Raw genomic sequence first — 24,623 nt, forward strand, 5'->3', positions numbered from 1 at the left:
CGGCTCCGTCGGCGTGCGCCTACGCGGGTACGTGCACCGTCTCCACCCGGCTGGCCACCAGCCGCTCCCGCTCCCGCCGTGCCGCCCGCTTCCGCAGCCGCAGGATCTGGCTGACGCCCAGCGCCTGGAGCACGAAGACGGACGAGAAGGCGACGCTGTAGTTCCCGTCGGTGGCGTCGAGGAGCACACCTACGGCGAACAGCGTGGTCATCGAGGCGACGAACCCGCCCATGTTCGTGATGCCGGAGGCGGTGCCCTGCCGTTCCGGCGGATTCGCCGGTCGCGCGAAGTCGAAGCCGAGCATCGAGGCCGGCCCGCACGAGCCGAGCACCGCGCACAGCACGATCAACAGCCACATCGGCGCGTGGTCACCGGGGTAGGCCAGCGTGACCGCCCACAGCAGCGCCGTCGCCCCCACCGTCCCGAGCGCGAGCGGCAGCCGCGCCCCGTGGTGCCGGGCGACGACCTGGCCGTAGACGAGACCGACGACCATGTTGGAGAGCACGACCAGCGTGAGGAGTTCGCCCGCCGTCGCGCGGGACAGCCCCTGCGCCTCGACGAGGAACGGCAGGCCCCACAGCAGCAGGAACACCATCGCCGGGAACTGGGTCGTGAAGTGCACCCACAGCCCGAGCCGGGTGCCCGGCTCCCGCCAGGACGCGGTGATCTGCCGCCGTACATAGGCCGCGCCCCGGTGCGGGAACGGCTCCGGCTCGTGGCCCTCGGGATGGTCCTTGAGGAAGAGGAGCAGCAGGACCAGCACCACGACACCGGCGAGCGAGCTGCCCGCGAACGCGGCCGTCCAGCCGACGCCGTGCAGCAGCCGGGCCAGGACCAGGGTGGAGACCAGGTTGCCCGCCATGCCGGCGAGCCCGGCGAGCTGCGCGACCATCGGCCCGCGCCGCGCCGGGAACCAGCGGGTGCCGAGCCGCAGCACGCTGATGAAGGTCATCGCGTCGCCGCAGCCGAGGAGGGCGCGCGAGGCGAGGGCGGTGCCGTACGACGGTGAGAACGCGAAGCCGAGCTGTCCCGCCGTGAACAGCACCACGCCGAGCGTCAGCACCTTCTTGGTGCCGAGCCGGTCGACCAGCAGGCCGACGGGTATCTGCATGCCGGCGTACACGAGGAGCTGGAGGATCGAGAAGGTCGACAGGGCCGAGGCGTTCACATGGAAGCGGTCGGCCGCGTCGAGGCCGGCGACCCCGAGGGACGTACGGAAGATGACGGCGACGAAGTACACGGAGACGCCGATGCCCCACACGGCCATGGCGCGTCGGCCGCCCGGAGGGTCGCCGGGGAGCCTCGTGTGGCTCATCGGACTTCACCCCGGGCGAGGTGGGAGAACCACTCGACATGGCTGTGGATCAGGCCTACGACCGCCTCCGCGTCGCCGGAGCGCAGGGCGTGAAGGATCTGCTCGTGCTCGGCGAGGGTCTTGGTGATGCGGTCCGGGTGGGCGTGCATCACGGCGACGCCCATCCTGAGCTGGCGGTCGCGGAGCTGGTCGTAGAGCCGGTTCAGGATCTCGTTGCCGCCGCTGCGGACGATCTCCGCGTGGAAGCAGCGGTCGGTGACGGCGGCGCCCGCCAGATCCCCGGCGGCGGCCTGCTCCTTCTGCTGGGCGAGCAGTTCCTCGAGGCGGGCGATGAGCCGCGGGGACGCCGGTACGGCCTTGCGCGCGGCGTGTTCCTCGACGAGCTGCCGCGTCTCCACCACGTCCGCGATCTCCTGGGCGGAGACGGGCAGGACCAGCGCCCCCTTTTTCGGGTAAAGCTTGATCAGCCCCTCGACCTCCAGGCGGAGCAGTGCCTCGCGGACCGGGGTCCGGGACACTCCCACGGCCACGGCGAGCTCGCCCTCGGTGAGCAGGGTCCCGCCCTCGTAGAGGCGGTCCAGAACGCCGTGCTTGACGTGGGCGTATACGCGGTCGGCGGCGGGGGGCTGTTTCACGGCCAGGCTCATGCCGACAGCTTAGATACAACGCGTACGCAAGATAGGACCCGTCCAGCATGCGGACCCCCGGCGGTCACCCCGGGCGCGGAAATCCACACCCGCCCCAACTGGCGCACAACCTTCCGTGCTATCTACGAGTCAGACATGTGCGGCCTCAGCTTTTTCCCCACCAACTCGGCCGCACCACAGGGTCATTCGACGTATTCGGGGTATTTAAGTTGATTACCGCCACCAAGGGCTTCCGGACCCGCAGAGCCGCAGCCGTCGCCCTGACGACCGGCGCAGTGCTCGCCACCGGAGCCCTCACCGCGGCACCCGCGCAGGCGCTGACGACGCCCACCATCACCGCCAAGGGCGGATTCCTGATGAACAGCGCGACCGGCGCGACGCTCTTCAGCAAGGCGCCCAACACGAAGCGGCTCACCGCTTCCACCACGAAGATCATGACCGCGAAGGTCGTCCTGTCGCAGTCGAACCTGAATCTCGACACCAAGATCACCATCAAGAAGGCGTACAGCGACTACATCGTCGCCAAGGGCGCCTCCTCCGCCCACCTGATCGTCGGCGACAAGGTCACCGTCCGTCAGCTGCTCTACGGGATGATGCTGCCGTCCGGCTGCGACGCCGCGATGGCCCTCGCCGACAAGTTCGGTACCGGCTCGACGGTCTCCGCGCGCACGAAGTCGTTCATCGCGAAGATGAACACGACGGCGAAGAGCCTCGGCATGACGAACACCAAGTTCGACTCGTTCGACGGCAACAGCAACGGCGCGAACGCCTCGACGCCGAAGGACCTCACGCTGCTCGCCCGCAACGTGATGAAGAACTCGACCTTCAAGTCCGTCGTCAAGACCAAGTCGTACACGGCGAAGACGGTCACGAAGACCGGCAGCACCCGCACCATGGCCGCCTGGGCGAACACCAACACCCTGCTCGGCTGGAACGGCACGCTCGGCATCAAGACCGGTTCGGGCACCCAGTCCAAGTACTGCCTCGTCTTCGCCGCCACGAAGAACGGCGAGTCCGTCATGGGCGCCGTCATGACGGCCCCCGACGCGGCCAACCGCACGGCCGACGTGAAGAAGCTCATCACGTACGGCTACGCGAAGATCAGCTGACGCCGGTCACGAAAGGGGTCCGTCGCCTGTGGGCGATGGGCCCCTTTCGTCATGCCTGACGCAAGGGGAACAAGAGAACTTCCCTCGCAATAGTGAACATCACTCGACTGGTTGGCATATTCGATTTCCTTCGCCCTAAGTTCCGCAGCGGAGGTGGTTCACATGATCGAACCCAGTAAGCGGCCCGAGGCGGGCAAAAGGCATGAGGCTATCGACGTCGGCGACTTCGTCTACGCGGCTACGGGAGCCCGGGTACGGAGGCTGACCATGCCGGACGGGGCGCATTGGTTCCCGGCGGTGGATGTGTGCAAGCGATTGGGGCACACCAACTCTCGGCAGGCTCTCGCCGACCATGTCCCCGACGACCACCGAGAGATTCTCGAGACCGTAACTGGAGCTTACGGTCTCAGCGTTCCTGCAGGTAGGGAGTGGCGCCGAGACCTGAATCTCATCGATCTCCAGGGTCTGATCCTTTTGGTCAACGCCTGTACGAAGCCCGCCTGTCTGCCCTTCAAACAGTGGGCCGCCGAGGTGATCGAAACCGTCCAGCGAGAGGGTTCCTACACCCTCGAAGAAGCCGAGGTACAGCCGTCCGAACCAGGCGCTCCCATCGCCTACGCCATGCCGGAGCAGGTCGCCGAGGCCATCGTCCGGCTTGAGGAGCGCAACCTTCACGCGGACGAACAACTCGCCGCCGCACAGCACAAGTCGATCGCGCTGCAAGAAGCGATCCTGGATACGCAGCGGGAAATGCTCGACATGCAGCGCGCCACCCTCGTCACGCAGCAAGCCATCGCCCTGGCAATGGAACGCATCGCGGACCGGTTCGACGCCCTTACTCTCGAACGCCCGGTATCCGCCGCCGAATTGTCCGCCGAGCCGACCACCGAGTCCGTGCTGGCCGACTGGCGGCGGCGGTTGTCGGTGACGGAGGACGTCTGGACCGTGGCCGTCGTCATCGCGCCGGTGCTCGTCGAGGAGGGTGAGCTGCGGCAGCCGCTCGAAGTGATCGCGGCCCGGACCGGACTGTCCGTGCGCCGCGTCAACGAATGCCTGCGGCTCCTGCGCAAGCACGCCTGCATCCGTGCTCAAGGGCCCACGGAGGACGGGGCCCCGGTGTACGTGCTCCATCAGCGCTGATCCCGTGAACGACTGAAGGGGCGGCCGCAATCCGAAGTTGCGGCCGTCCCTTCACCGTTGAACAACCTGTCCGGGCCGGACAGGTCACGCCCAGGTGATGAGTTTCTTCGGCTGTTCCAGGATCGCCGCCACGTCGGCCAGGACCTTGGAGCCCAACTCCCCGTCCACGAGACGGTGATCGAAGCTCAGCGCCAGTGTGGTGACCTGGCGGGCCTTGACCTTGCCCTTGTGGACCCACGGCTGGAGCCTGATCGCGCCGACGGCGAGGATCGCGGACTCGCCGGGCGGGAGGATCGGGGTGCCGGTGTCGACGCCGAAGACGCCGACGTTGGTGATGGTGACCGTGCCGCCCTGCATCGCGCCGGGGGAGGTGCGGCCGTCCTTCGCCGTCGCCACCAGCTCGCCCAGTGCCTCGGCCAGTTGCGGCAGCGTCTTCGCGTCGGCGTCCTTGATGTTCGGGACGATCAGGCCACGCGGAGTGGCCGCCGCGATGCCCAGGTTGACGTAGTGCTTGAGGACGATCTCCTGGTTCGCCTCGTCCCAGGACGCGTTGATGTCCGGGTGGCGTTTGATCGCGACGAGGAGTGCCCTGGCGATCAGCAGCAGGGGGTTCACGCGCAGCCCGGCGAACTCCTTGTCCTGCTTGAGCTCCTCGACCAGTTTCATCGTCCGCGTCACGTCCACTGTCACGAACTCCGTGACATGCGGGGCGGTGAACGCGGAGCCGACCATCGCCAGCGCCGTGGCCTTGCGGACTCCCTTGACGGGGACGCGGGTTTCACGGACGGCGTCGTACGACGCGGCAGGGGCCGCCGGCACGGGGGCCGTGACCGGAGCCGGGGCCTGCGTCACCGGTGCGGATGCAGGTGCGGATACGGATGCCGGCGCTTCGGCAGGGGCCGCCGCGTGTACGTCCTCGCGCGTGATGATGCCGTCCGGGCCGGTCGGGACCACCGTGGTGAGGTCGACGCCCAGATCCTTGGCGAGCTTGCGCACCGGGGGCTTGGCGAGCGGGCGGGACTCCACCACGGGGGCCGCCCCATGGCCGTTCAGCTCGGTCTGGATCGCCACCGACGCCTGCTGGACCGGGACGTCGGGGCCCTTGCGGGGCCGGCGCTTGGTCGAGGAGGTGGCCACGCCGTAACCGACCAGGACCGGCTGCCGCTTCTGCGGAACCCCGGGAGCCTCCGGGGCGGCGGGGGTCACGGGAGCCGCGGCCTCGGCCGGCTGCTCCGCTACCGGTGGCGCCGCCGCGGTGCCTCCCGACACGTCCACCGCGATGATCGACGTGCCCACGTCGACGGTGGTGCCCTCGGGGAAGCGCAGCTCGCGCACCACCCCGTCGTAGGGGATGGGCAGTTCGACGGCCGCCTTGGCCGTCTCCACTTCGCACACCACCTGGCCGTCCGTCACCGTGTCCCCGGCCTTGACGTACCACTTGAGGATCTCTGCCTCGGTGAGCCCCTCGCCCACGTCGGGCATCTTGAACTCGCGCACGGACGCTTCCGTCATCGTCGTCACGACCCTCTCCTCAGTACGCCAGGGCACGGTCGACGGCGTCGAGCACCCGGTCCAGGCCCGGCAGGTACTCCTCCTCCAGGCGGGCCGGCGGATAGGGGGCGTGGTAGCCGCCGACCCTGAGCACCGGGGCCTCCAGGTGGTAGAAGCAGCGCTCGGTGATCCGGGCCGCGATCTCCGCGCCCGAACCGAAGAACACCGGGGCCTCGTGGACCACGACCAGGCGCCGGGTCTTCTCCACCGAGGTCTGGATCGCGTCGAAGTCCAGCGGTGAGACCGACCGCAGATCCAGCACCTCCAGCGACCTGCCCTCCTCGGCGGCCGCGTCGGCGACCTCCTTGCACAGCTTCACCATCGGCCCGTAGGCGACGAGTGTCAGGTCGGTGCCCTCGCGGACCACCTGGGCCTTGTGCAGCGGACCGGGGATCGCCTCGGTGTTGACATCGCCCTTGTCCCAGTACCGCCGCTTGGGCTCGAAGAAGATCACCGGGTCGTCGCTCTGGATGGCCTGCTGCATCATCCAGTACGCGTCGAAGGAGTTGGACGGCGAGACCACCTTCAGCCCCGCCACGTGCGCGAACAGCGCCTCCGGGGACTCCGAGTGATGCTCGACCGCGCCGATGCCGCCGCCGTAGGGGATGCGCACCACGACGGGCATCTTGACCTTGCCCAGCGAGCGCGCGTGCATCTTCGCGAGCTGGGTGACGATCTGGTCGTAGGCCGGGAACACGAAGCCGTCGAACTGGATCTCGACCACCGGGCGGTAGCCGCGCAGGGCGAGGCCGATCGCGGTGCCGACGATCCCGGACTCGGCGAGCGGGGTGTCGATGACCCGGTCCTCGCCGAAGTCCTTCTGGAGGCCGTCGGTGACGCGGAAGACGCCGCCGAGCTTGCCGACGTCCTCGCCCATGACCAGGACCTTGGGGTCGGTGTCCAGGGCGCGCCTGAGCGACTCGTTGATCGCCTTGGCCAGGGCGATGTTTTTGAATGTCACAGTTTCCGCCGACATGATCAGGCCCCTTCCCCATCCGCGAACGACGCCTGGTAGGCGGCGAACTCGGCCCGCTCCTCGTCCACGAGCGCGTGTCCGTCCGCGTAGGCATGCTCGAACATGGCGAAACGGTCCGGGTCCGGCATGGCACGGACCGCCTCACGCACTCGCTTGCCCAACGCCTCGGACTCGGTCTCCAGTTCCGCGAAAAATCCCTCGTCCGCGTGGTTTGAGGCCTCCAGGTACCGGCGAAGGCGCAGGATCGGGTCCTTCGCCTCCCACGCCTCGCGCTCCTCGTCGGCCCGGTACTTGCTCGGGTCGTCGGAGGTGGTGTGGGCGCCCATCCGGTAGGTGTACGCCTCGACGAGCGTCGGGCCCTCGCCGTTCCGGGCGCGCTCCAGGGCCCACTTCGTGACGGCCAGCGACGCGAGCACGTCGTTGCCGTCGACCCGTACGCCGGGGAAGCCGAAGCCCTGCGCGCGCTGGTAGAGCGGGACGCGGGTCTGCTTCTCGGTCGGCTCGGAGATCGCCCACTGGTTGTTCTGGCAGAAGAACACCACCGGGGCGTTGTAGACCGCGGAGAAGGTGAACGATTCCGCCACGTCGCCCTGGCTGGAGGCCCCGTCGCCGAAGTAGGCGATGACCGCGGAGTCGGCGCCGTCCTTGGCGATGCCCATCGCGTAGCCGGTGGCGTGCAGCGTCTGGGAGCCGATGACGATCGTGTAGAGGTGGAAGTTGTTGCCGTTCGGGTCCCAGCCGCCGTTGTTCACGCCGCGGAACATGCCGAGCAGGTTGGTCGGGTCGACCCCGCGGCACCAGGCCACGCCGTGCTCGCGGTAGGTCGGGAAGACGTAGTCGTCGTCGCGCAGGGCCCTGCCGGAGCCGATCTGGGCGGCCTCCTGGCCGAGCAGCGAGGCCCACAGACCCAGCTCGCCCTGGCGCTGCAGGGAGGTGGCCTCGGCGTCGAAGCGGCGGGTGAGCACCATGTCGCGGTAGAGGCCGCGGAGCTCGTCGGGGGTGATACCGGCGACGTACTTGTCGTACGTGGCGTTCTTGACGCGCTTGCCCTCGGGCGTCAGCAGCTGAACCAGTTCGGGCTTGGTGCTCGGGGACTTCCTCGTCCCGGCGCTGCGTCGCGGCTTGCGCGCGGCAGTGCTCTCCACGGTCACGTGTGCTCCTCCGTCGGTCCGGCCCTCGGGGTTGCCGGGAGCTGGGGATCCCCCCAGCTCGTTCAGAGCCTGGGGAAGCGGCTCACCTGTTTCCGACTCCCGTGCACGGGGTGGGTGCCGCTCGGCCGGAACAGGCGTGACAGGTGCCCCGGCGAGCGCCCTGCAAGAATCACGTTACCCAGTGCCCCACATTTCTGTGAAACCCCCTTTGACCTGCGATTTTGCTTGGATTTCCAAGTAAATCGGGAAAGGGTCGTAGCAGCGCTGGTCACAGCCTTGCAGGAGGCCGGAGCAACGGCACGTTATCCCGTCTACCCAGGTCACCGGAAGACTTTCCGTGTTTGACTTACCGAGTGCGCGAAATCCGAAAAATCAGGGTATTTCTTGTCGACGACCATGAGGTGGTCCGGCGGGGTGTCCACGAACTCCTCTCGGTCGAGGGTGACATCGAGGTGGTCGGCGAGGCGGGTACGGCGGCCGACGCGCTGGTGCGGATTCCGGCCACCCGGCCCGACGTGGTGGTGCTGGACGTACGACTCCCCGACGGCAGCGGGGTCGAGGTGTGCCGGGAGATCCGCTCGCGTGACGACTCCGTGAAGTGCCTGATGCTGACCTCCTTCGCCGACGACGAGGCCCTCTTCGACGCGATCATGGCCGGCGCGTCCGGATACGCCCTCAAGGCCATCCGTGGCGCCGAACTGCTGGCCGCCGTCCGGGGTGTGGCCGCGGGCCGGTCCCTGCTGGATCCGGTGGCCACCGCGCGCGTGCTGGAGCGGCTGCGCGACGGCGGCGCCAAGCAGGACGACAGGCTCGCGCACCTCACCGACCGGGAGCGCAGGATCCTCGATCTCGTCGGCGAGGGTCTCACCAACCGGCAGATCGGTGAGCGGCTGCACCTCGCCGAGAAGACGATCAAGAACTATGTGTCGAGTCTGCTGTCCAAACTCGGCATGCAAAGACGCTCCCAGGCGGCCGCGTACGTGGCGCGTATGCAGGTCGAGCGGCGCCAGGACGTTTCAAGGACCTAGGTCCCTGTTGCTCGCCCTTCTTGTCGCGCACAGTTCCGGTATGTCCTCTGCCACGTCCTCTGCCACGCCCTGTGCCGAACAGTTCGCCGTCCGGCTGCTCGCCCGTACGGATCACGGCCGGGTCGCGACCAGCGTGCGCGCCCTGCCTTTCCTCGCCTTCGCCCGTCACATCGTGGCGGACGGCCGGGTCCTGCTCCGGATGCCCAGGAGCGTCGGCCACCACCGGGCGTGCGCGGGCAGCGTGGTGGCGTACGGCTCGGACAACCTGGGCTGCGCCCGGCCGGGGGAGGACCTGTGGTCGGCGCAGGTTGTGGGCGAGTGCGCGGCGTACGAACCCAGCGCCGCCGAGATCGACCGCTTCGGGGCCGCTCCGCGCCTCGTCGACGGGGAGCCGTACGAGCCCGTCTATCTGTCCGTGCGGCCGCGGTTCGGGACCGTGCACCTGACGGACAGCGGCCGGGAAAGCCTTTTCGGGCACCGCACATGACCGAAGGAGACTGACAGCGACCACCAGTGATCGTCCATGACTTGCTGTGACAACGCCCAGCTCACAGCATCGGCTCGTGCCCTAGCATCTGGCGCGTGCCGCGCTCTTCTGTACCACCCCTGATGCCTCACGCGCCCCCGCTGAGCGCCCTCCTCCGCCAGTACTCGGCCGGATCCGCCCTCGCCTGCGACCCCGTCGAACAGGGCCTCCTCAACCGCGGCTACCGGCTGCGCACGACCCGCGGCCGCTACTTCCTCAAGCACCACTTCGACCCCGAGACGGCCGCCCCGGAGGCCATCGTCCGCCAGCACCGGGCCACCCGGCGCCTGGCCGATCTCGGCGTCCCGGTGGCCCCGGCGCTCCCCGGCCGCGACGGCCGTACGGTCGCGGTCGTCGGCGGCCACGCCTACGCCCTCCATCCCTGGGTCGACGGCGGCCACCGTCACGGCGCCCAGCTCACCACCGGTCAGTGCGAACGGCTGGGGGCCCTGCTGGGGGTGGTGCACGCGAGTCTGGAGCGGGTGATGCCGACGCACGCACGCGTGCGTACCTGCCCCGTCGGCACCGACGCGGGCGCCGACCCCGTCACCACCTTCGCCCTCATCGACGACCTCCTCGCGCGCGTGCGCCGGCACCGGCCGGCCGACAGCTTCGACGAGCTGGCCCGGCACAGGCTCACGGAACGACGCGAACTGCTCGAGCAACACGTGGACCGGCGCCCTCCGCTCGGTGGCCCGGTGGGCTGGGTGCACGGCGACTTCCACCCCTTCAACCTGCTCTACCGGGGCGACGCGCCCGCCGCGATCGTCGACTGGGACCGGCTCGGCATGAAGCCCCGCGCGGAGGAGGCCGTACGGGCCGCCGCGATCTTCTTCGTACGGCCCGCGGGGACACTCGATCTGCCGAAGGTGCGGGCGTACGGGCGCGCCTACCGGCGTACGGCGGGAGCCAGTCCGTCGGAGCTCGCGGCGGCCGTGCACCGCGTGTGGTGGGAGCGCCTCAACGACTTCTGGATGCTGCGCTGGCACTACGAGCGCGGCGACACCCGCGCGGACCCCCAGTTCCCGGCGGCCTCGGCGCTGGTGGTGTGGTGGACGCGGGAGTACGACGCGGTGTGCGACGCGTTCGTGGGCTGAACCGATCGCGCACCTTCGTGGGCCGGACCGACCGTGAAACAGCACGCGCGCGTGAGACCCGTTTCCGGGCCCACGCGCGCGTGGAGGGCTCAGCGGATCAGACGCCGTCTCCGCCGTCCGAGCCGGCCACGAGGCCGCCGCCGTCGGTCGGATCGCCCGTGTCGGTGGGATCCGCGGGCGCCGTGTCCGTCGGCTCGGGTGCCGTGTCCGTCGGCTCGGGCGCCGTCTCGCTCGGCTCCGTCGCGGTGGGAGAAGGCGTGTACGACTGTGTGTACGACGGCGTATAGGACGGCGTGTAGCCCGAGCCGCCGGAGCTGCCGCTGTTGTCCGTGGACGTCTCGGTCGACTCGTCCGTCGCCTCGTCGCTCGGCGTCTCGCTGGCCGTCTGGTCGTCGGTGGTCTGCGAGGTGGTCGGCGACTTGGTGGTCCCGGTGCCGCCACCGCCCCCGCCACCGTTCTGGAGCGCCAGCGCGACGCCCGCCGCGATGGCGATCACCGCGAAGACGGCGAGTATCCACAGCTTGCCGCGGCCGCTGCCCCGGTTGCCGTGCCCCTCGAAGCCGCCGTCGTCCCCGCCGCCGTAGCCGGAGGGCAGGATCGGCTGGGGGATCTGGGTGGTGCCGGACGCGGCACCGGGGTGCGGCAGCACGCTGGTGCTCGCGAAGCCCGCGGAGGGCGTGTTCCGGCCGTCGTGCGCCGCCACCGGGCCGGTGTTCCAGGTGCCGGTGTGGCCACCCTGGTCGTACAGCATCTGCAAGCCGTACTGGACGAGCCCGCGCATCTCCTCGGCCGTCTGGAAGCGGTCGTCCGGCTCCTTGGCGAGCGAGCGCATGACCAGGCCGTCGAGCTCCGGCGGCACGGCCTGCGAGACCTCCGACGGGGGCGTCGGAATGTCCTGGACGTGCTGGTAGACCACCGAGAGCGGGGTCTCGCCGGTGAACGGGGGCCTGAGCGCGAGGAGTTCGTAGAGGAGGCAGCCCGTCGCGTACAGGTCGGAGCGGTGGTCGACGGCTTTGCCGAGCGCCTGCTCCGGGGAGAGGTACTGCGGAGTTCCCATGACCATGCCGGTCTGCGTCATCGTCGTCGACGCGCCGTGCAGGGCGCGGGCGATGCCGAAGTCCATCACCTTGACCGCGCCGTTGTGCGTGATGATCACGTTCGCCGGCTTGATGTCGCGGTGCACGATGCCGTGCTGGTGCGAGTAGGCGAGCGCCTCCAGCACACCCGAGACGATGATCAGGGCCTGCTCGGGCCCGGGCGCCTCGGCGTTGATCAGCAGGTCCCGGATCGTCCGTCCCTCGACGATCTCCATGACGATGTACGGCACCGACAGGCCGCCCACGAAGTCCTCGCCGGAGTCGTACACGGCGACGATCGCGTGGTGGTTGAGGCCGGCCACGGACTGGGCCTCGCGCGTGAAGCGGGCCTTGGAGGTCGGGTCCTCGGCGAGGTCGGCGCGGAGCAGCTTGACCGCCACGGTCCGGCCGAGCCGTACGTCCTCGGCCGCGAACACCTCGGCCATACCGCCCCGGCCGAGTCTGTGGGTCAGCCGGTACCGGCCGTCCCCGACCAGTCCGCCGTTACCCCACAGCTCTGGCGCATCCGACATTCCGCCGCCAGCCGCCTCGGGGTCGGACGGGCCCTGAGCGCGCTGCTGCTGTGCCATCGGTCCTCGCCGTCGTTTCTGCCCGCGGTGCGCGCGGTGTTGTTACGGTCTCCGTCGGCCACGCTACAGCCTTCACGCAAGCCGCCGGTCCGGGATGAGCCCGGGGACCGGCCCTGCACGGACCGGTCATCAAACCTGTACTACGTCTCGGCGTGCAAATCCTGTGTACCGGCGATGGAGCACCTGTAACGCCCGCGCGACCCTTCTTTCGCCCACGGTCACGCAACGGGCACCGCGCCGGACCCGTCGGCCGATGTCGCCGGGGCACCGAAGAAAAACCCTAACGAGCGTTTTCCACAGGCGAGACGAAGGGCCCGGCAGCGGACGCTGCCGGGCCCTTCACGAGTCCAGGGGGTTTACGGTCTTTACAGGTACGGCCCGCCCGAGCGGCCGACGGTACGCGGGTCACCGCCCTCCTCGTGGCCGCCGACGCCCGGGGGCAACGCGCGGCGCATCTGCTCCAGCTGGGCCCGCGCGGCCATCTGCTGGGCGAACAGCGTGGTCTGGATCCCGTGGAAGAGACCCTCCAGCCACCCCACCAACTGGGCCTGCGCGATCCGCAGTTCCGCGTCGCTCGGGGTCGAGTCCTCGTTGAAGGGCAGCGAGAGCCGCTCCAGCTCGTCCACGAGCTCGGGGGCCAGGCCGTCCTCCAGCTCCTTGACCGAGCTGTGGTGGATCTCCTTGAGGCGGGCCCGGCTGGCCTCGTCGAGGGGAGCCGCGCGCACCTCTTCGAGCAGCTGCTTGATCATGCTGCCGATCCGCATCACCTTCGCGGGCTGCTCGACCATCTCCGTGACCGGAACCTCGCGGGAGTCCTCGTCACCCCCGCCGCCCAGCGCCATCCCGTCCTGGCCCACGACCAGGATCTGGGGGGTTTCCGGCGAACCTTCGTTCCTCGGCATCTCCATGCCGCCATTCTCTCGCACCCGTACACCTGACTACTGGGGTGCCCCCGCCGAGCGCTGATCCACCGTCCACAGCACAGATGAACACCACAGATCCGCCCGGAATGCCGGTTCAGCGCCGGAATGCCAGTCTTGTTCCGTGACTCCCTGGCTGCACGCGACGGTACTGGTGATCGTGGTCGGGTCGAGCACGGCCGTCGTACCGCCGGGGGACCGGCCGCACGGGACGGAACACAGGTACGGCATCGAGCGGTCGTACGGCACGGAGCCGAGGCCACTCACCCCGACGGCCGTGTCCGCATCCCCCTCCGGTACCCCGGCACACCCGGGGCCGGCTCATGGACCGCGGTACCTGTCGGGTCCGTCGTCCCCGGGCCACGGCCCGCCGCGCGCCTCTCGCTCCCCCTCGGCCTCCGTCGCGCCCTCCCCCTCCGCCGCCACTCCCTCGCGTGCCGGAAGCCGCGCGGGTGAGGGCCGGGAGCGGCCCGGGCGGCGGGAGGAACCGGTGACGGAGGACGTGGACGACTCAGGTGACGACACCTCCGCCACCGAATCCGCCGAATCCACCGGTACCGACTCCGGCGACGGCGACCTGGCAGCCGTACCTCGGCGACCCCGGCAGACCGCCGTCGCATCACCCGCGCCACCGCCACGCTCGGAGCAGCGGCCGGTGGCCGGGCCCAAGGTGTTCATCCTGCCGCTCGGCACCGGGATGGTGCTGATCGGACTGGGGCTCGGGCTCGGCCTCCTCGCGCTGCGGTCGCGACGGGGCTAGGACGTGACCAGCAGGACCTTTCCGATGTGCCCGCTCTCCTCCACGACCCGGTGCGCGGCGCCCGCCTCACTCATCGGCAGCGCCCGGTCGACGACGGGACGGATGTGCCCGGCGTCCAGCAGCGGCCACACATGCTCCCGTACGGCCGCCACGATCGCCGTCTTCTCCTCCAGGGGCCGCGCCCGCAGCGAGGTCGCACTGATCGCGGCCCGCTTGCTCAGCAGCGTGGCGATGTTCAGCTCGCCCTTGATGCCGCCCTGCATGCCGATGATCGCGAGCCGCCCGTTGACGGCGAGGGCCTGGACGTTGCGGTCCAGGTACTTGGCGCCCATGTTGTCGAGGATGACGTCGGCACCCGCCCCGTCGGTGGCCTTCGCGATCTCCTCGACGAAGTCCTGCTCGCGGTAGTTGATCAGGATGTCCGCACCCAGCTCGGCACAGCGGTCCAGCTTCGCGCGCGTGCCCGCGGTCACCGCGACCTTGGCGCCGACAGCCTTGGCCAGCTGGATCGCCATCGTGCCGATGCCGCTGGAGCCGCCGTGCACCAGGAGCGTCTCGCCGGGGCGCAGGTGGGACACCATGAAGACGTTCGACCAGACCGTGCAGACCACCTCGGGCAGGGCCGCCGCCTGCTGCACGTCGACACCCTTGGGCACGGGCAGCAGCTGGCCCGCCGGTACGGCGACCTTCTGCGCGTAGCCGCCGCCCGCGAGCAGCGCGCACACCTCGTCACCGACGGACCAGCCGGAGACGCCGGTGCCGAGCGCCGCGATCCGTCCGGAAACCTCCAGGCCGGGGTAGGGGGAGGCGCCGGGCGGAGGGTTGTAGAAGCCCTGCCGCTGGAGGATGTCGGCGCGGTTGACGGCTCCGGCCACCACCTCGACCAGCACCTCGCCCTCACCGGCCACAGGATCCGGTACCTCGCTCCAGACCAGCGCCTCGGGCCCACCGGGTTCGGGAATCGTGATCGCATACATGGCCCCGACGCTACTCCCCGCCCTCCTCATGGCTAGCTCGACCTGTCCGGCCCCGAAATTGTCGTGCACGACCGATGAATTCGCGCGACGGTAAAGGTCTCCCCATGCGTAACCCAAGTACGCGGAAGGACACACCATGAGCCAGCCCACGTCAGCCATGGCCATCGAAACCGCAGGCCTGGTGAAGACGTTCGGCGAGACCAGGGCCGTCGACGGAGTCGACCTCGCCGTGCCGGCCGGCACGGTCTACGGCGTCCTGGGGCCGAACGGCGCCGGCAAGACCACCACCGTGAAGATGCTCGCCACTCTCCTGCGGCCCGACGGCGGCCAGGCCCACGTCTTCGGCCACGACGTGGTCCGCGAGGCCGACGAGGTCCGCGGCCGGGTCAGCCTCACCGGGCAGTACGCCTCCGTCGACGAGGACCTCACCGGCAGCGAGAACCTGATCCTGCTGGGCCGCCTCCTCGGCCACCACAAGAAGGCCGCACGCGTGCGTGCCGGTCAGCTCCTGGAGGCCTTCGGGCTCACGGACGCGGCCGGAAAGCAGGTCAAGCACTACTCCGGTGGCATGCGGCGCCGTATCGACATCGCCGCCTCCATCCTCAACACCCCCGATCTGCTCTTCCTCGACGAGCCGACCACCGGGCTCGACCCGCGCAGCCGCAACCAGGTGTGGGACATCGTGCGTGCGGTCGTCGCCCAGGGCACGACCGTGCTGCTGACCACGCAGTACCTGGACGAGGCCGACCAGCTGGCCTCCCGGATCGCCGTCATCGACCACGGCCGGGTGATCGCCGAGGGCACCAAGGGTGAGCTGAAGGCCTCCGTGGGGGCCGGAACCGTACATCTGCGACTGCGCGACGGCCGGCAGCGGCCCGAGGCGGCGGAGATCCTGCGCCGGTCCCTGGACGCGCAGGTGCAGCTGGAACCCGACTCGGTCGCCCTGACGGCCAGGCTCGACTCCGCGGCCGGTGACACGGCCGCCGAACAGGCCTCCCGCGCCCTCGCCGAACTGGCTCGCACCGGCATCACCGTCGACAACTTCTCGCTGGGCCAGCCCAGCCTGGACGAGGTGTTCCTCGCCCTCACCGGACACCCCACCCAGGACAGCCAGAACACCGAGGAGATCGCGGCATGAGCACCGTGACCCAGACCGAGGCCCAGGATCTCGCCCCCGTCAGCGCCGAGTCGCTTGCCGCACTGCTGGTCACCGGGGAGCGGCCGCCGCGCCCGAGCGCGCTGTCGGCCTCGTTGACCTTCGGCTGGCGGGCGATCCTCAAGATCAAGCACGTGCCGGAGCAGCTCTTCGACGTCACCGCGTTCCCGATCATGATGGTGCTGATGTACACGTACCTGTTCGGGGGCGCCCTGGCCGGGTCCCCGACGGAGTACATCCAGTTCCTGCTGCCGGGCATCCTGGTGATGTCGGTCGTGATGATCACGATGTACACCGGTGTCTCGGTCAACACCGACATCGAGAAGGGCGTCTTCGACCGCTTCCGCACGCTGCCGATCTGGCGGCCCTCGGTGATGGTCGGCTATCTGCTCGGTGACGCCCTGCGCTACACCATCGCGTCCGTGGTCATGCTCGTCGTCGGCCTGGTCATCGGCTACCGCCCCGACGGCGGGTTCGGCGGGGTGATCGCCGGGATCGCGCTGCTGGTCGTGTTCTCGTTCGCGTTCTCGTGGATCTGGACCATGTTCGGGCTGCTGCTGCGCACCGAGAAGTCGGTGATGGGCGTCAGCATGATGGTGATCTTCCCGCTGACCTTCCTGTCCAACGTCTTCGTCGACCCGAGGACCATGCCGGGCTGGCTCCAGGCCTTCGTCAACAACAGCCCGATCACTCATCTGTCCTCGGCCGTCCGGGAACTGATGGCGGGTGACTGGCCGGCCGACGAGATCGCCTGGTCCCTGGGGTGGGCGGGCCTGTTCGTCGCGGTCTTCGGGCCGGTCACGATGCGGCTCTACAACCGCAAGTGATCAGTTCGGAGGCAGGGGGGCGGACGTCGGGCACAAGTGATCAGTTCGGGGGCAGGGGTCGCATGTCGGGTGCCACCTGGGTGCCCGGCGACGCCCGCACGATCGTGATCAGCCGGTCCGTCAACTCCAGTGTCCCGACGGCCGGATCGTCGTATCCGAGCACCCGGTGTCCGCGGACGATGCTCACCACCAGGTCCTCCGTCTGCCGCGGCTTCATTCCCACCTCGGCCTTTATGACCGGCCGTTCGACGATGTCGAGCCCGCTGCCCTGCTGGATCAGGTCCTCCATCACCATGCCCGCGGCAGGGCTCAGCACCGAGAGACCGAGGAGCCGGCCGGCCGCGCTGGCGCTGGTGATCACCGCGTCCGCGCCGGACTGCTTGAGGAGCGGCGCGTTCTCCTCCTCACGCACGGCGGCCACGATCTTCGCTGTCCTGTTCATCTGCCGGGCCGTCAGCGTCACGAGGACCGCGGTGTCGTCACGCTGCGTCGCGATGATGATCTGGCGGGCCCGGTGCACCTCTGCCTGCTTGAGCACATCGCTGCGCGTCGCGTCCCCCATGACACCCGCGTAGCCGTCGGCGGTCGCGGCCTCGATGACCTTGCCACTCGGGTCGACCACCACGACCTGCTCCTTCTTCAGCCCGGTCACACAGACGGTCTCGATCGCCGACCGCCCCTTCGTGCCGAAACCGACGACGACGGTGTGGTCGCGCAAGGTGGACCTCCAGCGGTTGAGTCGCCACTCCTCCCGGGTGCGTTCGGTGAGAACCTCGAGCGTCGTACCGACCAGGACGATCAGGAACAGCACCCGCAGGGGCGTGATGACGAAGATGTTGGTGAACCGGGCTGCGTCACTGACCGGGGTGATGTCGCCGTATCCGGTGGTCGAGAGGGTGACGGTCGCGTAGTAGAAGGAGTCGAGCAGGTCGACGGACCCGTCGGAGTTGTCGTTGTAGCCGCCATGGTCGGCGTAGACGATCAGAGCGGTGGCGACCAGCAGGAACAGGGCCAGGAACAGCCGTTTGGCGACCTGTCTGAAGGGATGCTCCACCATCTTCCTGGGGAGCTTCACCTTGCGGGTCACGAGATGCTCGTCCGCCTGCCGGGCGATCGCGTCATGGCCCGGAAGTTTCACGTGAAACACACCCCGATTCCGGCGGACGCCCAGGGCAGATCGAGGAGTTCGGTCTCCTGCCCCGGCCGGGCACCTCCGGGCGGTACGACGGCGAGCGCGTCGGCGGCGGCGATGCCCCGCAGCATGGCCGGACCGTTGTAGTGCAGCGGAACCGCCTCGTCGCCGCGCAGGACGACGGGGACGAGCCGGGTGTCGTACGGGTGGCCGTGCGCCTCGTCCCTCAGGGGCAGTGTGTACGGCTCCGGGGTCGGATGCGCGGCCAGGGCGCGCAGCAGCGGCTCGGCGAGTGTGAGCAGGCCGGAGACGGCGGCCAGGGGATTGCCCGGCAGACCGACGAGGTGCTGGTTCTCCTTGGTGCGGGCCAGCAGCATGGGGTGGCCGGGGCGCACCTTGACGCCGTCGACCAGGAGTTCGGCGCCGATGCGGCGCAGGGTGGGATGGACATGGTCGACGGGTCCGGCCGCGGTGCCGCCGGTCGTGACGATCACATCGGCCGCGGAACGGGTGACCGCCTTGTGCAGGGCCTCCGCCGAGTCCCCGAGTCGGCGTACGGCGGTGACCTCGGCGCCGACAGCGCGCAGCCAGGGCGGGAGCATCGGGCCGAGCGCGTCCCGGATCATGCCGTCCCGCGGGGTGCCCTCGGTGAGCAACTCGTCGCCGAGGACGAGGACTTCGACGCGAGGACGGGGCACGGCGGCGACCGTGTCGTACCCGGCGGCCGCGGCCAGGCCCAGGACGGCCGGGGTGACGAGGGTGCCGGGGGGCAGGAGCTGGTCGCCGCTGCGGCACTCCTGTCCGCGCGGCCGGATGTCCTGGCCGTGCACGACCTCTCGGGTGGCGTGCAGCCGGCCCTTCTCGTCGATCTGTCCATGCTCGCTGCGCAGGACGCCGGTGGTGTCCGGGGGGATGCGGGCGCCGGTGGCGATACGGGCCGCCTCGCCGTCGGTGAGGGGAGCGGACTCGGCCTGCCCGGCCAGTACGCCCCCCTCCCGCACGGCCCAGGGGCCCGGCCCGGCGACCGCCCAGCCGTCCATGGCCGAGGTGTCGAAGGAGGGAAGGTCGGTGAGGGCGTCGAGGGGGGCGGCCAGGGTGAGGCCCAGGGCGTCGTCGAGCCGTACGGAGACCGGGGCGCGGCGGGCGCTGCGGGTGACGGCGTGCGCGGCCCGGGCGGCGGTCGCGCGAGCCTCGGGCCAGGGGGTCGCCTTGTGGTGAGCCTCCGGGCGGTGTCCTGGCCCGTGCCGCGGTCCGTGCTCCGGGTCCGGGGCGCCCGGCGCGGGCACCTGGTCGCCCGGGGTGCGGTCGTGGTCTTCCCTCACGAGGGCCAGCGCCTCCTCGACGTCGAGTTCGTCGGCGTCTTCGGCGTGTCCGGCACTCTCGCCGGTGCGCAGTGACCGGGCCGTCATCCGGCGTCCGGGCGGGCGTCGGAGGCCCCGTCGGGTGTGGCGGCGGCGTCCTCGTCGGCCCAGCGCAGGGCCAGGGCAGCGGCCTTGCGGGAGGCCTCGGCGACAGCCTCGGGACCGCCGCCTGCCTGTGCGGCCGCATAGCCGACCAGGAAGGTGGTCAGCGGTGCCGCGGGCCTGGCCACGCCGTGGGCGGCGTCACGGGCGAGGTCGAGCAGCACGCCGGTGTCGACGTCGAGGTCGATGCCCAGCTCGTCCTTGACTGCGGAAATCCATTCATCCAACACGTGCCCATGCTCCCTGATGCGTGCCCTGGCGGTGGCGATGTCGTCCCAGGTGTCGCAGTCGAAGGACGCGACGGGGTCGGGGACGCGGGTGAGGTCGAGCACTGCGGTCAGCCGGCGCAGGGGGAGGCCGGTGAGGCTGCCGTGCTCCTTCGTGAGTGCGGTGAGCTCATGGCGCAGTGAGGGCGAGCGGTACGCGGCCACCAGCGGCTGGTCGCGGCCGTCGGCGTCGGTGAGCAGCACACCGTCGGCGCCGCCCGTGCGCAGGACGGTCAGCAGCAGCCGTACGGTGCCCTCCTGGAGGAAGGGCAGGTCGGCGGAGACCACCAGGACGTGCCTGGCCGTGGTGTGCCTGAGGCCGGCGTCGAGGGCGGCCAGCGGACCGCCGCCGGGCGGGTCCTCGCGGGCCCAGGTCACCGGTCGGGCGGTGGGACGGGGGTCGGCGACGACGACGGTGGTGCGGGCGCCGACGCAGGCCGCGAGGACCCGGTCGAGCAGGGCCCGCCCGCCCACCCTGACACCGGGCTTGTCGGCACCGCCGAGCCGCCGGGCACCACCCCCGGCGAGCACGACCACGTCGTACACGGGATCGGCGCCCGGGTCGGCCAGGGGCTCGTACGAGGTCACCCCCTGAGTATGCGTGCCACCGCGATCACAGGGAACGTGCGGGCGGCGCCGCGATCGCCGGGGCGGCCCGCGCACGGCACCGCCATGACGGGAGGCGCGAGGCGGCGCCGCGATCAGAGCGTGCGCAGCAGGACCGTCGGCTGTTCCACGCAGTCCGCCACGTACCGCAGGAAGCCGCCCGCCGTGCCGCCGTCGCAGACCCGGTGGTCGAAGGTGAGCGAGAGCTGGACGACCTGGCGCACCGCGAGCTCGCCCTGGTGCACCCACGGCTTGGGGACGATGCGGCCGACGCCGAGCATGGCCGCCTCGGGGTGGTTGATGATCGGTGTCGAGCCGTCGACACCGAACACGCCGTAGTTGTTCAACGTGAAGGTGCCGCCGGTGAGTTCCGCGGGGGTGAGGGAGCCGGTGCGGGCCGCCTCGGTCAGCCGGGTGAACTCGGCGGACAGCGACTCGGCGTCGCGCGCGTGGGCGCCCTTCACGACCGGGACGACCAGTCCCCGCTCCGTCTGCGCGGCGAACCCGAGATGCACGGCGTCCAGCCGCACGATCTCCCTGGCCGCCATGTCCACGGTGGAGTTGAGCTCGGGGAAGCGGGCGAGGGCGGCGGTGCAGATGCGGGCGAGCAGCGCGAGCAGGGAGATCTTCGGCCCCCCGGCGGCGTTCATCGCCGCCCGTGCCCGCATCAGCTCCGTCGCGTCCGCGTCCACCCAGCAGGTGGCGTCGGGGATCTCGCTCCGACTGCGCGACAGCTTGTCGGCGACGGCGCCTCGGACGCCCTTGAGGGGAACACGGGTCCCTCCGGGGGGTGTCACAGGGGCTGTCTCCGGGGCGGCGGTCGGCGCGGGGGTCGCAAGCGTCTGTACGGCCGCGGCACGCAGGGCGTACTCGACGTCCGCCCGCAGGATCAGCCCGTCGGGGCCGGTGCCGATGAGCTTCCTGAGGTCGAGGCCGTTCTCGCGCGCGAGCCGGCGCACCAGGGGCGAGATCACGGGAACGGGCCCGTCCACCACGGCCTCGGACGCACCGGCCCGCCCGGGCGCGATCGCCCCGGACCCGTCGACCCGCCCTGCCCCGGGCGCGTCCCGTCCGGCCGTCTCCGCCGGGAGCCCGTCGTTCCGCTCCACAGCCGGCTCGGCGGCGATGCTCCGGCCGTTCGCCGCCGCGGCCACGCGAGGGGCCGGCCGTACCCTCTGCCGCCGCGCGGGTGCCTCCGAGGTGCCGTACCCGACAAGTACGTTCCCCGAGCCCTCCGTCGAAGCGCCGGAGTCCGCCGCTCCGACCGCCACCGTGATCAGCGGCGCCCCCACGGGAAGCTCCGTGCCCTCCTCGCCGAAGCGGGCCGTGACCACCCCGGCGTAGGGGCAGGGGACGTCGACCATCGCCTTGGCCGTCTCGACCTCGACGACCGGCTGGTCGACCGCGACGACGTCGCCGACCTCGACCAGCCAGCGGACGATCTCCGCCCCGGTCAGGCCCTCGCCGAGATCCGGCAGCCTGAACTCCAGCACCTGCGCCATCAGCTCTCCGCCTCCCACTGAAGACGCCCCACGGCGTCCAGGATCCGGTCCACACCGGGCAGGTGGTGACGTTCCAGCATCGGCGGCGGGTAGGGAATGTCGAACCCTGCGACGCGGAGCACCGGTGCCTCCAGATGGTGGAAGCAGCGCTCGGTGACCCGGGCCGCGATCTCTCCGCCCGGTCCGCCGAACCCACCCGACTCGTGCACGACGACCGCACGTCCGGTCCGCCGTACCGAGGCCGAGACCGTGTCGTCGTCGAACGGCACCAGTGAGCGCAGGTCGACGACCTCGAGGTCCCACCCCTCCTCGCGCGCGGCCTCGGCGGCTTCGAGGCACACGGGGACGGACGGCCCGTACGTGATGAGTGTGGCGCTCCGGCCCGAGCGCCGCACCACCGCGCGGCCTATCGGTTCAACGGGCTGTGGATCGTCCGGGTTCCAGGAGTCCTTCGACCAGTACAGCCGTTTCGGCTCCAGGACGACGACCGGGTCGTCGGAGGCAATGGCCGCGCGCAGCAGGCCGTAGGCGTCGGCGACGGTCGCGGGCGTGACGACATGGAGCCCTGGGGTCGCCATGTAGTACGCCTCGGAGGAGTCGCTGTGGTGTTCGACCCCGCCGATGCCGCCGCCGTAGGGGACGCGGATGGTGATCGGGAGCGGCATCGCGCCGCGTGTGCGGTTGCGCATCTTCGCCACGTGGCTGATGAGCTGCTCGAACGCCGGGTAGGCGAAGGCGTCGAACTGCATCTCCACGACCGGGCGCAGCCCGTACATCGCCATGCCGACGGCTGTGCCGAGGATGCCCGCCTCGGCGAGGGGGGTGTCCGTGCAGCGGTCCTCGCCGAACTCCTTGGCGAGTCCGTCGGTGACGCGGAAGACACCGCCGAGGGTGCCGACGTCCTCGCCCATGACGTGCACGGTGGGGTCGGCCGCCATCGCGTCGCGCAGCGCGCGCGTGAAGGCCTGTGCCATGGTGGCCGGCTTGAGGGCGACGGTGGTCATCGGGTGTCCCCCTCGGCCTCCAGCTCGGCCTGCAGCACGGCCTGCTGCTCGCGCAGCTGCGGGGTGGGCTCGGCGTAGACGTGCGCGAAGAGGTCCATGGGGTCGAGGACCGGGTCCTGGTTCATGCGCTCGCGCAGGGCGGCGGCGAACACCTCGGCGTCCTGGCGTACGGCCTCGATGCCGGCCTCGTCGATCAGTCCGCGCTCGGTCAGTTCGTGCTCCAGGAGGGCGATCGGGTCGTGCCCGCGCCAGGTCTCGACCTCGGCGTCGCCGCGGTAGCGGGTCGCGTCGTCTGCGTTGGTGTGGGCGTCCACGCGGTACGTGATCGCCTCGACCAGGGTGGGACCGCCGCCCGCGCGCGCGTGCCGTACGGCGGCGCTGAGGACCTCGTGCACGGCGGCCGCGTCGTTGCCGTCGACCAGACGGCCCGGCATGCCGTAGCCGACGGCCTTGTGGGCCAGTGAGGGGGCCGCGGTCTGCTTGGCGAGCGGGACGGAGATGGCGAAGCCGTTGTTCTGGACGAGGAAGACGACCGGCGCCTGCCAGACGGCGGCGAAGTTCAGCGCCTCGTGGAAGTCGCCCTCGCTGGTGCCGCCGTCGCCGACCATGGCGAGCGCGACCACGTCGTCGCCCTTGAGGCGGGCGGCGTGCGCGAGCCCCACGGCGTGCGGGAGCTGGGTGGCGAGGGGGGTGCACAGAGGGGCGACGCGGTGCTCGCGCGGGTCGTAGCCGGTGTGCCAGTCGCCGCGCAGGAGGGTCAGCGCCTGGACGGGGTCCAGGCCGCGGGCGACGGCGGCGAGGGTGTCGCGGTAGCTGGGGAAGAGCCAGTCGCGGTCCTGCAGGGCGAGCGCGGCGGCGACCTCGCAGGCCTCCTGGCCGGTGCTGGAGGGGTAGACCGCGAGACGGCCCTGCTTGGTGAGGGCGGTGGCCTGCGTGTTGTAGCGGCGACCGCGGACCAGTTCGGCGTGCAGTCGGCGCAGGAGGGCCGGATCGGCCTTCGCGGCCGCGTCGGTGCCGAGGACCCGGTACGGCTCGGGGTCGGGCAGCAACGGCGCGGGGTCCGTGCGGGGCTGCCAGGCGGGCGGCGGTGATGGCCGGTACGCGCCCCGCTGCTCCATGACCGTCATGACGGCACCTCCTCGTGGGAGACGGCTTCGGACGCATCACGGCTGTGAGGCGTCTCACCTACCGATTGTTCGGTCGTCGGCACATTTTGGCTACAGGCCCCCTCAGGCTGTGGACAAACGGTTCTCCACAACCTGAGATGGACGCAGTACGTCCATGGTAGGGAGGCGGGGGGACATGGCACCTGAACAAATGGCCGACGGCACGGAGGGCGGCACCCCGCTCCCGCCCCCGCGTCCCCTCGACGCCATCGATCAGGACATCCTCCAGATGCTCCAGGCGGACGGCCGTGCGTCGATACGGTCGGTCGCCGAGCGGGTCCATGTCTCGCGCGCCAACGCCTACGCGCGCATCAACCGCCTCGTCGAGGACGGCGTCATCCGCGGCTTCGGGGCCCGCGTCAACCACGAACGCGCGGGACAGGGCACCTCGGCCTACATCACCCTGAAGATCGTCCAGAACTCCTGGCGCACGGTCCGCGAGCAGCTCAGACAGCTGCCCGGGGCTTCGCACATCGCGCTGGTCGGCGGTGACTTCGACGTGCTGCTCCTCGTCCACACCCCGGACAACAGATCCCTGCGCGAACTCGTCCTCACCCGCCTCCAGGCGATCCCCGAGGTCCTCAGCAGCCGCACCCTGCTGGTCTTCGAGGAGGAGGACCTGGAGCCGCAGAGCTGAC

23 protein-coding genes are annotated in these 24,623 nt (G+C 70.6%); 9 read left to right on the forward strand and 14 right to left on the reverse strand.

Annotation, left to right across the window (positions count from 1 at the left end; genetic code table 11):
* Positions 1–19 precede the first annotated feature (19 nt).
* Together ACFYRX_RS14650 and ACFYRX_RS14655 are read right to left on the reverse strand one after the other, a co-directional pair.
* Positions 20–1,315, reverse strand: a complete 1,296-nt coding sequence (locus tag ACFYRX_RS14650; RefSeq protein ID WP_389099436.1) for a nitrate/nitrite transporter — start codon at positions 1,313–1,315, stop codon at positions 20–22.
* Complete coding sequence (locus tag ACFYRX_RS14655; protein WP_389099438.1) at positions 1,312–1,962, reverse strand: GntR family transcriptional regulator; 651 nt, start codon at positions 1,960–1,962, stop codon at positions 1,312–1,314. The genes ACFYRX_RS14650 and ACFYRX_RS14655 overlap by 4 nt, the downstream gene beginning before the upstream one ends.
* Positions 1,963–2,171: 209 nt before the next feature.
* Here ACFYRX_RS14655 and ACFYRX_RS14660 point away from each other — a divergent pair, with 209 nt between their 5' ends.
* Positions 2,172–3,071, forward strand: a complete 900-nt coding sequence (locus ACFYRX_RS14660) for a D-alanyl-D-alanine carboxypeptidase family protein (protein ID WP_389099440.1) — start codon at positions 2,172–2,174, stop codon at positions 3,069–3,071.
* A gap of 162 nt (positions 3,072–3,233) precedes the next feature.
* On the forward strand, positions 3,234–4,211 hold the full coding sequence (locus ACFYRX_RS14665) for a Bro-N domain-containing protein (RefSeq protein WP_389099442.1): 978 nt from the start codon (positions 3,234–3,236) through the stop codon (positions 4,209–4,211).
* 84 nt (positions 4,212–4,295) lie between these two features.
* Here the strand turns inward: ACFYRX_RS14665 and ACFYRX_RS14670 are convergent, their stop codons facing one another.
* From ACFYRX_RS14670 to pdhA (ACFYRX_RS14680), 3 genes are read right to left on the reverse strand one after another with little or no spacing between them, the layout of a single operon-like run.
* Complete coding sequence (locus ACFYRX_RS14670) at positions 4,296–5,732, reverse strand: dihydrolipoamide acetyltransferase family protein (protein ID WP_389099444.1); 1,437 nt, start codon at positions 5,730–5,732, stop codon at positions 4,296–4,298.
* Between the two features lie 10 nt (positions 5,733–5,742).
* Positions 5,743–6,738 carry an alpha-ketoacid dehydrogenase subunit beta gene (locus ACFYRX_RS14675; protein ID WP_389099446.1) on the reverse strand — a complete coding sequence of 332 codons (996 nt, stop codon included), beginning with the start codon at positions 6,736–6,738 and terminating at the stop codon, positions 5,743–5,745.
* A gap of 2 nt (positions 6,739–6,740) precedes the next feature.
* Positions 6,741–7,889, reverse strand: coding sequence for a pyruvate dehydrogenase (acetyl-transferring) E1 component subunit alpha (gene pdhA / locus ACFYRX_RS14680; protein WP_389099448.1), 1,149 nt, complete (start codon positions 7,887–7,889; stop codon positions 6,741–6,743).
* Between the two features lie 353 nt (positions 7,890–8,242).
* Between pdhA (ACFYRX_RS14680) and ACFYRX_RS14685 the strand changes: the two genes are divergently transcribed.
* From ACFYRX_RS14685 to ACFYRX_RS14695, 3 genes are all read left to right on the forward strand, one after another.
* Entirely contained in the window at positions 8,243–8,917 is a 675-nt protein-coding gene (locus ACFYRX_RS14685) for a response regulator (RefSeq protein ID WP_389099450.1), read from the forward strand.
* Between the two features lie 40 nt (positions 8,918–8,957).
* Positions 8,958–9,404: a pyridoxamine 5'-phosphate oxidase family protein gene (locus tag ACFYRX_RS14690; protein ID WP_389099452.1), complete on the forward strand. Its 447-nt coding sequence runs from the start codon at positions 8,958–8,960 to the stop codon at positions 9,402–9,404.
* A gap of 122 nt (positions 9,405–9,526) precedes the next feature.
* Positions 9,527–10,540, forward strand: a complete 1,014-nt coding sequence (locus ACFYRX_RS14695; protein ID WP_389099454.1) for a phosphotransferase — start codon at positions 9,527–9,529, stop codon at positions 10,538–10,540.
* Between the two features lie 97 nt (positions 10,541–10,637).
* Here ACFYRX_RS14695 and ACFYRX_RS14700 read toward each other — a convergent pair whose 3' ends face one another.
* Together ACFYRX_RS14700 and ACFYRX_RS14705 are read right to left on the reverse strand one after the other, a co-directional pair.
* A complete protein-coding gene (locus ACFYRX_RS14700; RefSeq protein ID WP_389099456.1) occupies positions 10,638–12,206 on the reverse strand; it encodes a protein kinase in 1,569 nt (522 codons plus the stop codon).
* Between the two features lie 365 nt (positions 12,207–12,571).
* Positions 12,572–13,114 carry a bacterial proteasome activator family protein gene (locus ACFYRX_RS14705; RefSeq protein ID WP_389099458.1) on the reverse strand — a complete coding sequence of 181 codons (543 nt, stop codon included), beginning with the start codon at positions 13,112–13,114 and terminating at the stop codon, positions 12,572–12,574.
* Between the two features lie 502 nt (positions 13,115–13,616).
* Here ACFYRX_RS14705 and ACFYRX_RS14710 point away from each other — a divergent pair.
* The gene (locus tag ACFYRX_RS14710; RefSeq protein WP_389099460.1) at positions 13,617–13,886 is read left to right on the forward strand and encodes a hypothetical protein; all 270 of its coding nucleotides are present in this window, start codon (positions 13,617–13,619) and stop codon (positions 13,884–13,886) included.
* Here the strand turns inward: ACFYRX_RS14710 and ACFYRX_RS14715 are convergent.
* Entirely contained in the window at positions 13,883–14,863 is a 981-nt protein-coding gene (locus tag ACFYRX_RS14715; protein ID WP_389099462.1) for an NAD(P)H-quinone oxidoreductase, read from the reverse strand. The genes ACFYRX_RS14710 and ACFYRX_RS14715 overlap by 4 nt on opposite strands.
* A 136-nt stretch (positions 14,864–14,999) precedes the next feature.
* Here ACFYRX_RS14715 and ACFYRX_RS14720 point away from each other — a divergent pair, with 136 nt between their 5' ends.
* Together ACFYRX_RS14720 and ACFYRX_RS14725 are read left to right on the forward strand one after the other, a co-directional pair.
* Positions 15,000–16,001, forward strand: coding sequence for an ATP-binding cassette domain-containing protein (locus tag ACFYRX_RS14720; RefSeq protein ID WP_389099464.1), 1,002 nt, complete (start codon positions 15,000–15,002; stop codon positions 15,999–16,001).
* Complete coding sequence (locus ACFYRX_RS14725; protein ID WP_389099466.1) at positions 15,998–16,846, forward strand: ABC transporter permease; 849 nt, start codon at positions 15,998–16,000, stop codon at positions 16,844–16,846. The genes ACFYRX_RS14720 and ACFYRX_RS14725 overlap by 4 nt, the downstream gene beginning before the upstream one ends.
* A 40-nt stretch (positions 16,847–16,886) precedes the next feature.
* On the opposite strand, the gene ACFYRX_RS14730 is transcribed toward ACFYRX_RS14725, so the two are convergent.
* The 6 genes from ACFYRX_RS14730 to pdhA (ACFYRX_RS14755) all read right to left on the reverse strand — a co-directional run bounded on the left by ACFYRX_RS14730 (position 16,887) and on the right by pdhA (ACFYRX_RS14755) (position 23,946).
* Entirely contained in the window at positions 16,887–17,984 is a 1,098-nt protein-coding gene (locus tag ACFYRX_RS14730) for a potassium channel family protein (RefSeq protein ID WP_389099468.1), read from the reverse strand.
* Positions 17,981–19,387 carry a molybdopterin molybdotransferase MoeA gene (locus ACFYRX_RS14735; RefSeq protein ID WP_389099470.1) on the reverse strand — a complete coding sequence of 469 codons (1,407 nt, stop codon included), beginning with the start codon at positions 19,385–19,387 and terminating at the stop codon, positions 17,981–17,983. Before ACFYRX_RS14735 ends, ACFYRX_RS14730 begins: the two co-directional genes overlap by 4 nt.
* A complete protein-coding gene (locus tag ACFYRX_RS14740) occupies positions 19,384–20,295 on the reverse strand; it encodes an NTP transferase domain-containing protein (RefSeq protein ID WP_389099472.1) in 912 nt (303 codons plus the stop codon). Before ACFYRX_RS14740 ends, ACFYRX_RS14735 begins: the two co-directional genes overlap by 4 nt.
* Positions 20,296–20,408: 113 nt before the next feature.
* Positions 20,409–21,815 (reverse strand): dihydrolipoamide acetyltransferase family protein, encoded by a 1,407-nt coding sequence (locus ACFYRX_RS14745; protein ID WP_389099474.1) that lies wholly within the window; start codon positions 21,813–21,815, stop codon positions 20,409–20,411.
* Complete coding sequence (locus ACFYRX_RS14750; protein ID WP_389099476.1) at positions 21,815–22,819, reverse strand: alpha-ketoacid dehydrogenase subunit beta; 1,005 nt, start codon at positions 22,817–22,819, stop codon at positions 21,815–21,817. Before ACFYRX_RS14750 ends, ACFYRX_RS14745 begins: the two co-directional genes overlap by 1 nt.
* Entirely contained in the window at positions 22,816–23,946 is a 1,131-nt protein-coding gene (pdhA, locus tag ACFYRX_RS14755) for a pyruvate dehydrogenase (acetyl-transferring) E1 component subunit alpha (RefSeq protein WP_389099478.1), read from the reverse strand. Before pdhA (ACFYRX_RS14755) ends, ACFYRX_RS14750 begins: the two co-directional genes overlap by 4 nt.
* 175 nt (positions 23,947–24,121) lie before the next feature.
* On the opposite strand from pdhA (ACFYRX_RS14755), the gene ACFYRX_RS14760 reads away from it, so the two are divergent.
* A complete protein-coding gene (locus tag ACFYRX_RS14760; RefSeq protein ID WP_389099480.1) occupies positions 24,122–24,622 on the forward strand; it encodes an Lrp/AsnC family transcriptional regulator in 501 nt (166 codons plus the stop codon).
* The last annotated feature ends 1 nt before the right edge of the window (position 24,623 follow it).

The sequence above is a fragment of the Streptomyces sp. NPDC005374 genome (genome assembly GCF_042872225.1).
GTDB lineage: Bacteria > Actinomycetota > Actinomycetes > Streptomycetales > Streptomycetaceae > Streptomyces.